Source organism: Aestuariibaculum marinum, assembly GCF_014596975.1.
In the GTDB taxonomy this organism is placed as follows: domain Bacteria; phylum Bacteroidota; class Bacteroidia; order Flavobacteriales; family Flavobacteriaceae; genus Aestuariibaculum; species Aestuariibaculum marinum.
This window is the reverse complement of record NZ_JACVXD010000003.1, coordinates 220,094-234,983: the sequence shown is the minus strand read 5'-3', so window position 1 is coordinate 234,983 and position 14,890 is coordinate 220,094. Positions and strand designations below refer to the sequence as shown.

At 34.8% G+C, this 14,890-nt stretch carries 12 protein-coding genes; 5 read left to right on the top strand and 7 right to left on the bottom strand.

Annotated elements, in window-relative coordinates; all coding sequences use genetic code 11:
- Positions 1-82: 82 nt before the first annotated feature.
- From purU to ICJ85_RS08265, 3 genes are all read left to right on the top strand, one after another.
- Positions 83-937 carry a formyltetrahydrofolate deformylase gene (gene purU / locus ICJ85_RS08275; RefSeq protein ID WP_188223323.1) on the top strand — a complete coding sequence of 285 codons (855 nt, stop codon included), beginning with the start codon at positions 83-85 and terminating at the stop codon, positions 935-937.
- 77 nt (positions 938-1,014) lie between these two features.
- Complete coding sequence (locus ICJ85_RS08270) at positions 1,015-1,722, top strand: DUF4197 domain-containing protein (RefSeq protein WP_188223322.1); 708 nt, start codon at positions 1,015-1,017, stop codon at positions 1,720-1,722.
- A 109-nt stretch (positions 1,723-1,831) separates the two neighbouring features.
- Positions 1,832-2,029, top strand: coding sequence for a Lacal_2735 family protein (locus tag ICJ85_RS08265; RefSeq protein WP_188223321.1), 198 nt, complete (start codon positions 1,832-1,834; stop codon positions 2,027-2,029).
- A 178-nt stretch (positions 2,030-2,207) separates the two neighbouring features.
- Here ICJ85_RS08265 and ICJ85_RS08260 read toward each other — a convergent pair whose 3' ends face one another.
- The 3 genes from ICJ85_RS08260 to prfA form a co-directional block, all read right to left on the bottom strand.
- Positions 2,208-2,981 (bottom strand): ABC transporter substrate-binding protein, encoded by a 774-nt coding sequence (locus tag ICJ85_RS08260; RefSeq protein ID WP_241739515.1) that lies wholly within the window; start codon positions 2,979-2,981, stop codon positions 2,208-2,210.
- A 69-nt stretch (positions 2,982-3,050) separates the two neighbouring features.
- On the bottom strand, positions 3,051-3,866 hold the full coding sequence (gene pyrF / locus ICJ85_RS08255; protein ID WP_188223319.1) for an orotidine-5'-phosphate decarboxylase: 816 nt from the start codon (positions 3,864-3,866) through the stop codon (positions 3,051-3,053).
- A gap of 34 nt (positions 3,867-3,900) precedes the next feature.
- The gene (gene prfA / locus ICJ85_RS08250) at positions 3,901-4,977 is read right to left on the bottom strand and encodes a peptide chain release factor 1 (RefSeq protein ID WP_188223318.1); all 1,077 of its coding nucleotides are present in this window, start codon (positions 4,975-4,977) and stop codon (positions 3,901-3,903) included.
- A gap of 437 nt (positions 4,978-5,414) precedes the next feature.
- Between prfA and ICJ85_RS08245 the strand changes: the two genes are divergently transcribed.
- Positions 5,415-6,029: an ATP-binding cassette domain-containing protein gene (locus ICJ85_RS08245; protein ID WP_241739514.1), complete on the top strand. Its 615-nt coding sequence runs from the start codon at positions 5,415-5,417 to the stop codon at positions 6,027-6,029.
- Positions 6,030-6,077: 48 nt separating this feature from the next.
- On the opposite strand, the gene ICJ85_RS08240 is transcribed toward ICJ85_RS08245, so the two are convergent.
- From ICJ85_RS08240 to ICJ85_RS08225, 4 genes are all read right to left on the bottom strand, one after another.
- Positions 6,078-8,636 (bottom strand): adenosylcobalamin-dependent ribonucleoside-diphosphate reductase, encoded by a 2,559-nt coding sequence (locus ICJ85_RS08240; protein ID WP_188223316.1) that lies wholly within the window; start codon positions 8,634-8,636, stop codon positions 6,078-6,080.
- Positions 8,637-8,926: 290 nt separating this feature from the next.
- A complete protein-coding gene (locus ICJ85_RS08235; protein WP_188223315.1) occupies positions 8,927-9,886 on the bottom strand; it encodes a DUF3078 domain-containing protein in 960 nt (319 codons plus the stop codon).
- Between the two features lie 135 nt (positions 9,887-10,021).
- Entirely contained in the window at positions 10,022-11,200 is a 1,179-nt protein-coding gene (locus ICJ85_RS08230) for an AIR synthase related protein (RefSeq protein ID WP_188223314.1), read from the bottom strand.
- A 143-nt stretch (positions 11,201-11,343) separates the two neighbouring features.
- Positions 11,344-13,530 carry a glutamine synthetase III family protein gene (locus tag ICJ85_RS08225; RefSeq protein WP_188223313.1) on the bottom strand — a complete coding sequence of 729 codons (2,187 nt, stop codon included), beginning with the start codon at positions 13,528-13,530 and terminating at the stop codon, positions 11,344-11,346.
- Between the two features lie 258 nt (positions 13,531-13,788).
- Between ICJ85_RS08225 and ICJ85_RS08220 the strand changes: the two genes are divergently transcribed.
- The gene (locus tag ICJ85_RS08220) at positions 13,789-14,811 is read left to right on the top strand and encodes a glutamine synthetase beta-grasp domain-containing protein (RefSeq protein ID WP_188223312.1); all 1,023 of its coding nucleotides are present in this window, start codon (positions 13,789-13,791) and stop codon (positions 14,809-14,811) included.
- Positions 14,812-14,890: the final 79 nt, after the last annotated feature.

Genomic DNA, 14,890 nt, shown 5'->3' with positions numbered 1-14,890 from the left:
TACAAGCGATTATCTAAATTTCATATTCTCACTTTCTTCTTAAGTGATTTTTAGATTAATTTTGAGAGACTTATATATGATTATGAATAAAATTACCATACTTATACACTGTAAAGACCGCCCGAATATTATTGCTTCAGTAACCAATTTTATCGCCAATAACGAAGGAAATATTGTTTATATCGATCAGTTTGTAGATCGTGAACAAAATGAATTTTTCATGCGACTGGAAAGTGAATTTATTAACGATACTTTTTCTACAGAAAACCTTAAAGCCTCGTTTAAAAAAGAAATGGCCGATGTTTTTAAAATGAAATGGCGAATTTACTCCTCGGAAAGTAAACCAAAAATGGCTTTATTCATTTCTAAATACGATCACTGTCTTTACGATTTATTAGGGCGTTATAATTCGGGTGAACTTAATCTTGAAATTCCTTTTATCATAAGCAATCATAAGGATTTAAAACCCATTGCCGATAGTTTTAAAATTCCGTTTCATCACATTCCGGTAACGAAAGACAATAAAGAAGAAGCCGCCAATAAGCAATTAGCCATTCTTGAAGAACACGATATTAACTTTATAGTTTTAGCGCGTTATATGCAAATTATACCTAAATCGCTTATCGATAAATACCCAAATAAAATCATTAATATTCACCATTCCTTTTTACCGGCTTTTATTGGCGCCAAACCCTATCATTCTGCATTTAAGCGTGGTGTGAAAATTATTGGAGCCACTAGTCATTACGTTACCGAAGAATTGGACGCCGGACCAATTATAGAACAGGATGTAACTCGTGTAACTCATGCCCATTCTATTCCAGATTTAATTGCAAAAGGACGTGATTTGGAGAAAATTGTATTGGCTAATGCTATAAAATTACACGCCGATAGAAAAGTTATGGTTTATAATAACAAAACGGTAATATTCTCTTGATATAATTGAAATGATACCTACGACTATAATTGTAAATCTTAAAACCTATATTTGCTTAAGATATAAAACACCCAAATATGATTAAAAAGATATTCGCAGTATTAATGGTTTTCGCATTAACTGCCTGTGGCGACCTACAACAAGTTATTAATCAGATTCCACAAACAGGAACAACTATAGGAAACGACCAGATAGCCGCAGGATTAAGAGAAGCCTTAAATTTAGGAATAGAGAAACAAGTATCGAAGCTAACCCAAACTGATGGGTTTTATAAAAACGATTTAGTTAAGATCTTACTTCCGGAAGAATTACAACAGGTTGATAAAAGTCTTAGAAGTATTGGCTTAGGAAGTTTAGCAGACGAAGGCTTAAAAGCTTTAAATCGTGCTGCCGAAGATGCTGTAAAAGAAGCCACCCCTATTTTCGTGGATGCTGTTAAGCAAATCACGTTTACCGATGCTAAAAACATTTTATTAGGTAACGATGATGCTGCCACCCAATACTTAACAGGAAAAACACAAACGGCTTTATACGACAAATTTCACCCAGTAATTAATAGTTCGTTTACCAAAGTAGGTGCCGATAAAATCTGGACCAATCTAATTAACAAATACAATAGTATTCCTTTTACGAATAATGTTAATCCAGATTTAACCGATTATGTAACCAGTGAAGCTCTTGAAGGTGTATACACAATGATTGCAGTTGAAGAAAAAGAAATTCGTACCGACATCTCTTCGAGAACAACCACTTTACTTAAACAAGTTTTTGCCCTTCAAGATTAAAAAACACCAATGTTTTCAATACAAATCCGATGGTTAATAAAATAATTATCGGATTTTTTTTTTTATTAGATAAAAAATGTATATTTAACTATCTGAAATTCAGTTATCAATGGATAGACTTGACCGCATACGAATCGATCAGGAGAAGCTTAAAAATAAGTATAAGCTTTTAATGGAACAAGCGTATAACTTACGCCAGACAGATTCTGCACAAAGTGATATTTCTGAATATATGGCCATCAAACTTCTTAATAAATTAAATCGTTTAAAATATTTAGCTAGAGAGCATCAAAAAACTTTAGTTTAACGTATTTATCATTTATTTAACGATTACCTTACATCTAAACCACACAAAATCACGTACTTTATAAAAAAACAAGTTATGAGTACACAATTTTGTAAAGTCGGAAGAATTAAGCCAAACCTAAACAAGTTAATCAGCTTAAAAGAATTAGAGCGTAAAGTTGAAAATTTTGTAGATGATACTAGCAAGCTAGATTATTCTCAAGATTTAAACGGAGCATTTTAAAATACTTAAATGCTTTTAGTAACCTAGAACCGTACCAGGAAAATAGTTCTCCATCAGCTAAAACAATTTTAGCTTTTGGAAAATATGCTTGCACCTCATCTTTATGCTTTTCCTTAAACGGAAAGGGTTCACTTGATAACAAGACCAAATCAACAGCGTCATATCCTCCCGACGCTTCTAAAAACACTTCTGGATAACGCTCTAGCTCAAGGAAAGCATTAGTGAATTTATTTAATTCCAGAAGATGATTTATAAAAGTATGATTTGCAGCCACCATCCAAGGTGATTTCCAGATAAAATAAGCCACTTTCAATTCTTGCTTATCTTTTAAAAAGACTTTAAAATCTCTAACCTCAGCAGCTATTTTTGAAGATATAGCTTCAGCTTGAGTTTGCTTATCAAACAAATTACCATATTGCTTTATAAGTTCGATACTATCAGCTATCGTGTAAATATCAGAAACGTGAACCGGACAAATGGTTTCACAAGACTCTACAATTTCCTTGGTATTTTCTTCCTTATTGCACAGAATGATATCGGGCTCTAAGGCTTTTATCCTATCGATATGAACCTGCTTAGTACCTCCAACTACCGCCACATTAGTTGTTATATGATGTGGATGCACACAAAACTTAGTCACCCCAACAAGGGATTCTTCTAAACCTAAATCGCATAACAATTCGGTTTGGCTGGGCACTAAAGAAATAATTCGCTTTGGAGTGCTTTTCAATTCAATTGTTCTTTGTAATTGATCTAAAACCTCCAAAACGAATTATCGTATTTTATATTATTTTGAAATTTAAACTGAAAGAATCTCAGCCATTTCAGCTTGCAGTTCTTTAGCTTTTTCAGCAGCTACTTGGGCATAATCTTCATCCTTAGATGCGTAAATAATCCCTCTTGAAGAATTAATAAGCAAACCTACCGAATCATTCATTCCGTATTTACAAACGTCTTGTAAATTTCCACCTTGCGCTCCTACTCCAGGAACTAACAAGAAACTGTCTGGAATAATTTGACGAATATCAGCTAAATACTCTGCTTTAGTGGCTCCAACCACATACATTAAATTCTGTGAATTTTTCCAAGTCTTAGAGGTTTCTAAAACCTTTTTGTAAAGCTCTTTACCGTCAACTAATTTCGTTTGAAAATCAAATGCTCCAGCATTCGATGTTAATCCTAACATAATGGTATGCTTATCCTGAAATGCTAAAAATGGCTCTACAGAATCTTTACCCATGTAAGGCGCCACGGTAACAGAATCAAACGCTAAATCCTCGAAAAAAGCTTTAGCATACATCGTACTTGTATTTCCTATATCACCACGTTTGGCATCTGCAATTGTGAAAATCTCCGGGTGATTTTCATTTAAATAATTAATGGTTTTTTCTAGTGCCTTCCAGCCTTTTAAACCATAGGCTTCATAAAATGCTGTATTCGGCTTGTAAGCTACACATAAATGATGCGTTGCATCGATAATCGCTTTATTAAAAGCAAAGATAGGATCTTCTTCTTTTAAAAGATGTTCCGGAATTTTGTTTAAATCGACATCTAATCCAATACAAAGAAAGGATTGCTTCTTCTTAATCTGTTCTACAAGTTGTGCTGTTGTCATATATAAAAAAGCCTCTTAAAGAGGCTATTCATTTTTAAATTACGTTATCGTTAGCTTTTAACTTTTCAGTGTTTTCGGCCAATTGTAACTCATCAATTATTTTTTGAATATCACCATTTACAATATTACTTAAATCGTAAAGTGTTAAACCAATTCTATGATCTGTTACTCGTCCCTGCGGGTAGTTATATGTTCTAATCTTAGCACTTCTGTCACCAGATGTTACCATACTTCCACGTTTCGCAGCATCTTCCTCCTGCTTTTTAGCAAGTTCTAAATCGTATAAACGAGAACGTAATACTTTAAAGGCTTTTTCTTTATTCTTATGCTGTGATTTTTGATCCTGACACTGCGCCACTAATCCTGTTGGGATGTGTGTTAAACGCACCGCTGAATAGGTTGTGTTTACCGACTGCCCACCAGGACCTGATGAACAGAAGTAATCGATACGTACATCTTTAGGATTGATTTCCACATCAAACTCTTCGGCTTCCGGGAAAACCATTACCGTTGCAGCACTAGTATGCACGCGACCTTGTGTTTCGGTTTGTGGCACACGTTGTACACGGTGAACCCCTGCTTCAAATTTTAAAGTTCCATAAACATCTTCACCAGACACCTCAAACTGAATTTCTTTAAAACCACCGTTAGTTCCTTCGCTAAAGTCTACCGTATCTACTTTCCAGCCTTTGCCTTCACAGTATTTAGTGTACATTCTAAATAAATCTCCAGCAAAGATACTAGCCTCATCACCACCTGTTCCGGCACGTAACTCGACTACAGCATTCTTAGCATCTTCAGGGTCTTTTGGAATTAAAAGAAACTTAATTTCATCTTCTAATTTAGGAATTAACTCTTTAGACTCTTCATACTGCATTTTAGCCATTTCTACCATTTCGGCATCGCTACCATCTGCAATGATTTCTTCGGCTTCTGCTAAATTATTAGTCGCTTCAATATACTCGTCGCGCTTTTCAACAAGTACCTTAAGGTCTTTATATTCTTTATTAAGTTGTACATAGCGTTTTTGATCTGATATAATATCTGGCTGAATGATTAAATCACTCACCTCGTCGAAACGCTGCTTTACTATTTGTAATTTGTCTAACATCTAATTAAATTGTGTCGCAAAAATACGATAATTTATGAATTGATAAATCGTGAGTTCAAAAATTGAAATAATTAATTTTAATTTTCGTTAAAGATAGATATGATACATCAACTAAAAGTAATTTTAGATTTCTACAGACCTTTTCTTGCTTGGTCTGCCTTAATAAATATCATATCGTTTGTAATTTTATTTCAAATAGCACCTATAATCTTTATTAAACTACTTTTAATTGCTTTTTTGTGGTTTTTCATATCTGAAACCGCATCTAAACAAAAATTGATGTTTTATAAAAACTTAGGCATTTCTTCTTTAAAACTATTTGGTATATTTTATCTTATCGATATTACAGTGACTATTTTTCTATTTTTAATTTTAAATCTATTTATGTGGTTCTGGAATTAGACAATGTTGAGCTTTATTTTAAAAGGAAACGCATTTTGGGATCCACTTATTTAAGGGCGGAAAAAGGAAAAGTCACAGGTATTTTAGGACGTAACGGCTCAGGAAAAAGTTGTATTTTAAATATTATTTTTGGTTCGCTTTCTCCAAAATACAAACTATTACGAATAAACGGAACCCACATTTTAAAAGCTCTATTTCTAAGTAAAACAGTCGCTTTCCTTCCTCAGCATGACTTTATTCCAAATCGAAAAAAAATTATATCTATTTTTAATTTATTTAAAGTTAATTGGGTTGAATTTGCCAAGGCATTTCCTGAATTTTATAAATTTAAAGACAAACACTTTAATCAATTATCTGGAGGTGAACGACGCTTTATAGAAATTTATTTAATCCTTAAAAAGCATTGTGATATTGTATTATTGGACGAACCTTTTAACGGTATATCTCCTCTAATGATTGAACATGTTAAAACGCTTATTAATGAAGAGAAACAAAACAAAATAATTATAATAACCGATCATAGATATAACGACGTCATTGATGTTTCAGATAACTTATACCTAATCTTTAACGGCACTTCAAAGTCAATAAAGAATCTTGAAGAATTAGAAACCTATAACTATCTTAGTATGGGAACTCTCAACCAATAAAAAAGGAAGCCTTCCGACTTCCTTTAAATTCTTTATTTTAAAATTCTTTTATCCACATTTTGAGGAGCCACAATCTGTACAAGTTAAACAGCCTTCCTGATACACTAAGTTTTTAGATTTACAGTTATCGCAAACATGTCCTTTAGCCTCGGTGCCATCTTCAACGTAACGTTTTACCGCACGAACCACACCATTTTTCCAGGTATTAATAGACGCATTATCTAATTGTAAACTATTGATTAAGTCCACCACTTTATCTATTGGCATACCATGACGTAACGTACTTGAAATTAACTTCGCATAGTTCCAGAATTCTGGATTGAATTTATAAGATAGTCCTTCAATAGTCGTCTTATAACCTCTTTTGTTTTTATATTGGAAATCGTAACGTTTGGTTCCGTCTTCATTTTTACCTTTAATGATTAAGCCCTCATTTACCCAACGCGGAATTAAAATACCATCTTCATCATCAGCTAAACCTGTAAAAATCTCATATGGTTTACCGTCGATCAAACCAATAAAAGCAATCCACTTTTCTTTATTGTTTTGGAATCTCACAACATCGGCTTCCAAAACTTCCGGACGTTTTACCGGGAATGTTGTTAATACCTCCGAATTCTCGGTTTCCTTCTTTTCGTCATTCGAAATTAAAACCCCAGAACGCGATCCATCACGATAAACAGTTACCCCCTTACAACCTACTTCCCAGGCTTTAAGGTATAATTCTCCTACTAAATCTTCAGAGACATCGTTTGGTAAGTTGATGGTTACACTAATCGAGTGGTCTACCCATTTTTGAATCGCACCCTGCATGCTCACTTTACTCAACCAGTCTACATCATTTGATGTTGCTTTGTAGTAGGGTGACTTTTGGATTAATTCGTCTAACTCTTCCTGTGTAAAGTTCTTACTGGTATCGATACCATTAACTTCCATCCATTGTTTAAAACGATGATGGAATACCACATATTCTTCCCAAGAGTCACCTACTTCATCAACAAAATCGACACGCACGTTTTTATCGTTAGGGTTTACTTTTCTTCTACGTTTGTAAACCGGCATAAATACAGGTTCAATACCAGACGATGTTTGCGTCATTAAACTTGTTGTTCCTGTTGGCGCAATGGTTAATAAAGCAATATTTCTACGTCCGTATTCCAACATATCGTAATATAACTTCTCGTCTTCATTCTTGATACGCTGAATTAACGGATTGTTTTTCTCTCTTTCTGAATTATAAATTGCAAAAGCACCACGCTCTTTAGCCGTGTAAACTGAAGCACGATACACTTCTAAACACAAGGTTTTATGCACCTCTAAAGAAAAAGCATTACCGGCTTCACTTCCGTATTGAATACCTAAAGCAGCTAACATATCGCCTTCGGCAGTAATACCAATACCTGTACGTCTTCCTTCTTCAGCTTTCTTTTTAATATTTAACCATAGGTTACGCTCAACAGCTTTCACCTCATCTAATTCAGGATCGTTATCAATTTTTTCTAAAACCACATCGATTTTCTCTAACTCTAAATCGATGATGTCATCCATCATTCGTTGCGCTATAGCTGCATGCTGCTTAAATAAATCGAAATTGAATTTAGCGTGCGTCGTAAACGGATTCTCTACGTAAGACAATAAGTTAATTGCCAATAAACGACAAGAATCGTAAGGACATAACGGAATCTCCCCACATGGGTTTGTAGATACGGTTTTATAGCCTAAATCTGCATAACAATCTGGCACAGACTCATTAATTACCGTGTCCCAGAACAAAATCCCCGGCTCGGCAGATTTCCATGCATTATGTACAATTTTCTTCCAAACATCGGTGGCCTGAATGGTTTTACTATATTTTGGGTTTTCACTGAAAATTGGGTATTTCTGAACATATTCTCCATCCGCCTTAACAGCTTTCATAAAAGCATCATCAATTCTTACCGACACATTCGCACCTGTAACTTTTCCCTGCTCTAATTTTGCATCAATAAAATCTTCTGAGTCCGGATGATTAATAGACACCGACAACATTAAAGCTCCACGGCGACCATCTTGTGCCACCTCTCGTGTAGAATTTGAATAACGCTCCATAAAAGGCACAATTCCCGTAGAGGTTAACGCTGAATTTTTTACAGGAGAACCTTTTGGCCTGATGTGCGATAAATCGTGACCAACCCCTCCACGGCGCTTCATTAACTGCACCTGCTCCTGGTCTATCTTCATTATACCACCATAAGAATCAGACTCTCCTGAATTACCAATAACAAAGCAATTAGATAACGATGCTGTTTGATACGGATTACCAATACCTGCCATAGGGCTTCCTTGTGGTACGATATATTTAAAATCTTTGATTAAATCGAAAATTTGCTCTTCGGAAAGTGGGTTAGCATAATTACTTTCAATTCTTGCAATTTCCTTAGCGATACGACGGTGCATATCGTTAGGCGTTTTCTCGTATAAATTACCTTCTGAATCCTTTAAGGCATATTTATTAATCCAAACACGGGCAGCTAAATCGTCCCCTTTAAAATAGATTTTTGAAGCTTCGAATGCTTCGTCTTGAGTGTAAGTTGTTGGCTTTTGGTGAGTTTGTGTTTCTACAGGCATAGGAATGGAAGTTTTTACTTGTTCTACACCACAAATAACGTAAAAAATCTCCAAACTAAAACATGATAAAAATCATAAAGTTTTCAATAAAAAAACGCAACTTATTGACTATTATAGTTTTGTAAATTTATCAACAATAAAAAGTTAACAAATTTTTGAAACATTATTCAAACCTTGTAAAATGCGAAAAACTACAAAATCTAAAGAAAAAAGTATCGTGTTTTCTACTAATTACGAAGTAATTTTAATCAAAAATTTCAGTAATTATCGAAAAAAAAAAAAAAAAAAACCTAAAAATCTACAGCAAACCCAATACCCAAGAATTGCTTCCACTGAATCTTTGCTCCAGCTTCGGCATACTCGCCCTCTACATCTGTTTCTTCTTGAGTTTTAATATCATCGTCGTAACGAATATGCGAACCAAGAGTAGCTCTAATAAAGTTGTTAACCTTAAAATCAAAATCTAAGCTCCAATCGATATCCACATTACCAAAATTATTGATATAATCTGAATATAAACTTAACTGATGTTTTGCCTTTATATTTTGAGCCACTTCCATTTCATAACTGTTGGTCACAAGAATACCAACCTCACGACGCACACGCTTTCCTGGCACTAATAAATTTCCCTCTGAATCGTAAACCCCCGGCTCTACACCAAATTTCCCAGCATTGGCTAAATCTTCATCAAGTACGAAGGTCGCTTTCATTGTGACTGGTGAAAAATAAAGTGATGTTTTATCTATATTCTTACCATATTCCATACCTCCCCCAAAGAAGAGGTAACCCGGTGCCATAAAACGCGATATAGGATTATCCTTATTAGGATATTTATAACCATTAAATAATTGGGTTTTAAAATTAAGACGCGCAGAATAAAACCAGTTGGAATTATCGTTGGGTTGATAACCGATGTTAGAATTGATTTCAAATAAATCATCGGTTTTCCTCAATTCTGTCGATTCCTGTTTATTCATCCCCACACGAAGCACAGCATTATTTTTCCAGTTAAAATATTTATCGGAATAATTAGCCGACGTTTCAAACCCTAATAAACCACTAATAGAATTTGTACCCCCAGCATTCCAGTTTACAAAAGCCACCTCGCTTAAATCTACCGTAGCTTTGTTTTTTTGCACCCACTGCGGGCCTTCGTATTTCTCTGGTTTAATTTTTAAGAATAATGAATCTGGTTGTGCTGAAATAATTTGAAAAAAGAAACAAAAAATTATTAATACAATGTTTTTCATGTGCCATTACATAATGCTCATAAAAAGCAACATACCTTTATATGGATGTTTATTTTACTAGCTGTGTTAGTTTACTTTAATAAAATACACTTGTCATCAATAACCGTTCCATTTCAACGACATTGAATAAAAAGTTTAGTAGTTAAACTCACCATACTCACTTTTTATTGTAAGCTTTTTGGTTTCTGAAGCCTCTACCCGACCTATTATTTGTGCATTTACATTAAATGATTTCGAAATTTTAATGATGTCTTCTGCTATTTCAGGAGATACATATAACTCCATTCTATGTCCACAGTTAAATACCTGGTACATTTCTTTCCAATCGGTTTTACTCTGCTCTTGTATCAACTTGAATAAAGGCGGAATTGGGAACATATTATCTTTAACAATATGGAACTGATCTACAAAATGAAGAATTTTAGTTTGAGCTCCACCCGAACAGTGCACCATACCATGCACTTTATCGCTATTGTATTCTGATAAAATTTTCTTGATGATTGGTGCATAAGTACGTGTTGGCGATAATACTAACTGACCGGCATCAATTGGAGAATCTTCAACTGCATCGGTTAATTTTACATTACCAGAATACACTAAATCCTCTGGCACCGAAGCATCAAAACTTTCAGGGTATTTTTTAGCTAAGTAATTATTGAATACATCGTGTCTGGCTGATGTTAACCCATTACTTCCCATACCACCGTTATACGATTTCTCGTAAGTCGCCTGACCAAAACTTTCTAAACCAACGATAACATCGCCAGCCTGAATATTTGCATTATCAACCACATCGCTGCGTTTCATACGTGCTGTAACCGTAGAATCCACAATAATGGTACGCACTAAATCCCCAACATCTGCAGTTTCACCTCCAGTTGAATGAATGGTTACACCAAAAGACTTTAATTCTTCAATTAACTCTTCTGTTCCGTTAATGATTGCTGAAATTACTTCTCCAGGAATCAGGTTTTTATTTCTACCAATAGTTGATGATAGCATGATATTGTCGGTTGCTCCAACACATAATAAATCATCAATATTCATAATTAAAGCATCCTGAGCAATACCTTTCCAAACCGAAAGATCTCCGGTTTCTTTCCAATACATATAAGCCAAAGATGATTTTGTTCCTGCGCCATCGGCATGCATGATTAAGCAGTAATCCTCGTCGTTTGTTAAATAGTCTGGAACAATTTTACAAAAAGCCTTAGGAAACAGCCCTTTATCAATGTTTTTAATTGCATTATGTACATCTTCTTTCGATGCCGAAACTCCGCGTTGTGCGTAGCGTTTAGAAACTTCTTGACTCATAGTATTGTATTGAGCTGCAAATTTAATTCTTTGAAATAAAAAATCCCGTATTAAAACGGGATTTTTTATCGACAATTAAGATTAAAACGCCGTAAAGCACATCTTAATTTTAAGTTCTATTTAAATACTTCTTTAATGGAATCCTATCTGGTAAATAACAATTCTCTGTATTTAGTTAATGGCCAGATTTCATCATCCACCAATAATTCCAATTTATCACAATGGTAACGAATATCGTCAAACAACGGCTTAACATCATTGCAATAAGCTAAAGCTTTCTTTTCAACATCTTCTAGCGTATTTGCTTTTTTCCGCTCATTAATCATTTTAGTCACATTGGAGTTAATCCCCTCTATATGACTAGATATTTCCTCAATTAAATTAATTTGCTCTTTAGAAACCGTAGTAAATTTTTTATCGAAAATCTCTTTTAACCCTTTTACGTTTTCTATTAATACATTCTGATATTTTACCGCGGTTGGCACAATATGATTACGTGCAATATCTCCTAAAACACGACCTTCAATTTGGATATGCATAATATAGGCTTCCATTTCAATTTCGTAACGCGCCTTGGTCTCAATAGAACTCATCACATTCATTTCCTCAAACAACTTAATCGTATTATCGGAAATCTTTGCTTTAAGTGCTTCTGGTGTGGTTTTATTATTACTTAATCCACGCTTTTTAGCTTCAACCTCCCACTCTTTTCCATAACCATTACCTTCAAATAAAATGGATTTTGTCGATTTAATATACTCCCGAAGCACGTTAAATATCGCTTCATCTTTCTTTAAATCCTTTTTATCAATCAGCTTATCAACCTCTACTTTAAAATCCTGAAGTTGCTTTGCCACTATGGTATTTAAAATAGTCATTGGGTTACCACAGTTCGCTAAAGATCCAACCGCTCTAAACTCAAATTTATTTCCAGTAAAAGCAAATGGCGATGTTCGGTTTCTATCGGTATTATCTAAAAGCACATCCGGAATCTTACCGACCACATTTAATTTCAACTCTGTTTTCTCTTCCGGAGATAATTTACCTTTAGTTACCCCCTCTAATTCCTCAAGTACTTTTGTTAACTGCTGACCAATAAACACTGAAATAATAGCTGGTGGTGCTTCGTTAGCTCCTAATCTATGGTCATTACTTGCTGAAGCGATAGATGCTCTTAACAATTCTTCATGTTCATGCACCGCTTTAATCGTGTTAATGAAAAAGGTTAAAAACTGAAGATTACTCATAGGGGTTTTTCCTGGTGCCAATAGATTCACTCCTGTATCGGTTGACAAGGACCAATTGTTATGCTTACCTGAACCATTAATACCGGCAAATGGTTTTTCGTGTAACAACACTTTTAAGTTGTGTTTTGAAGCAATTCGCCCCATAACATCCATTAACAACGAGTTATGATCGACTGCTAAATTCGCCTCTTCAAAAATAGGCGCTAATTCAAACTGATTTGGAGCTACCTCGTTATGTCTGGTCTTAACCGGTATACCTAATAACACACACTCGGTTTCCAACTCACGCATAAAATTAAACGCTCTTGTAGGAATAGAACCAAAATAATGATCATCTAACTGCTGTCCCTTTGCAGACGAATGCCCTAATAAAGTACGTCCTGTTAATGTTATATCCGGTCTGCTGGTTGCTAGCGCTTTGTCTATTAGAAAGTATTCCTGTTCCCATCCTAAAGACGATGTCACTTTCTTAACATTCTTATCGAAATATTTACAAACTTCGGTTGCTGCTGCATCTACTGCCTGTAACGCTCTTAATAATGGGGTTTTATAATCTAAAGCCTCGCCTGTATACGCTACAAAAATAGTAGGAATACATAAGGTTGTACCGTACACAAACGCTGGAGAAGTAGGATCCCACGCTGTATAGCCTCTGGCTTCAAAAGTATTTCTAATGCCTCCATGCGGAAAACTTGATGCATCTGGTTCTTGTTGCACTAACTGATCGCCACCAAATTTTTCAATAGCAATACCGTCTCCTACGGTTTCAAAAAAAGCATCGTGTTTCTCTGCGGTTGTCCCGGTTAATGGTTGAAACCAGTGCGTATAGTGGGTTACCCCTTTTGATAAGGCCCAGTCTTTCATAGAGGACGACACCTGATCTGCGAGACTACGATCAATCTTTTTTCCAAACTTCACCGCATTCATTACCCCCATAAAGGCATCTTTAGTTAAGTATTGTCGCATGGTGTTTTCGTTAAACACATTCTGACCAAATAATTTGGAACGACGCTCATTCTCTTCAACCAATACAGGTTTATTAGACAGCGATTCTTTTATAGCATGAAATCGTAATGTAGGCATTATCTGAATGTTATTATATTTAAAACTATTTTCCGCAAAAATAAGAATATCGGCAATATTTAGTACTATTTACCATTTAAGAATTTTTCAGTTTTAATATAAAATAATATAGTTTTTTTAATGGATACCTCAAAAAAATAGGGTCTAAATAAAAATAAGTTTAAGTTTTCGGAAAACACCCCCACAAAATACAAAGTCTAAAATAAAAATATATATTTGCCTTAAATATCAATATTATCATTTTATAAAATATTTATTATGGCAAAAATTAAGCTAGAATACATTTGGTTAGATGGATATTTCCCTACCCAAAACATGAGAAGTAAAACTAAAGTTGAAGAACACGAAGACTTTAAAGGAACTTTAGAGGAAATAGGAAACTGGTCTTTCGACGGGTCTTCAACAAGACAAGCCATCGGAGGTTCATCTGACTGTATTTTAAAGCCTGTTGCTATTTATCCAGATCCAGAGCGTATCAATGGATACTTAGTAATGACTGAAGTTTTAAATCCTGATGGAACTCCTCACGTATCTAACGGTAGAGCGACAATTGATGATGAAGATGACGATTTCTGGTTTGGTTTTGAGCAAGAGTATTTTATCATGGATACAAAAACCGAATTACCTTTAGGTTTCCCTAGAGGAGGTTACCCTGCTCCACAAGGATTATATTACTGTTCTGTTGGAGGATTAAACACTCACGGGCGTAATTTAGTTGAAGAGCATGCTGATTTATGTATCGAAGCTGGATTAAACTTCGAAGGTATTAACCAAGAGGTTGCTTGTGGACAATGGGAATTCCAATTATTCGCTAAAGGAGCAAAACAAGCTGGTGACGAAATCTGGATTGCTAGATACTTATTAGACCGTTTAACTGAAAAGTACGGATACTATATTGAATACCACCCAAAACCACTAGGTAGAGACTTAGACTGGAATGGTTCTGGTATGCACGCTAACTTCTCTAACAGCACATTAAGAACTTGTGGAGATAAAGCAACTTACGAAAAAATATGTGAAGCTTTCCGTCCTGTAGTTGATGAGCACATTGCTGTGTACGGTGAGTTTAACGACCAACGTTTAACAGGTTTACACGAAACGGCTGCTATTACTGATTTCTCTTACGGTGTATCTGACCGTGGGGCTTCAATCCGTATTCCAATTGCAACTGTAGAAAGAGGATACAAAGGATGGTTAGAAGACAGACGTCCTGCTTCAAATGGTGATCCATACAAAATTGCAGCTAGAATTATTAAGACTGTTAAGTCTGCAAAAATTTAATTATAAAGTTTATACTTTGTTCATAATAAAAAAGGGTTTACAAATTTGTAAACCCTTTTTTATTATATAAATACATCGT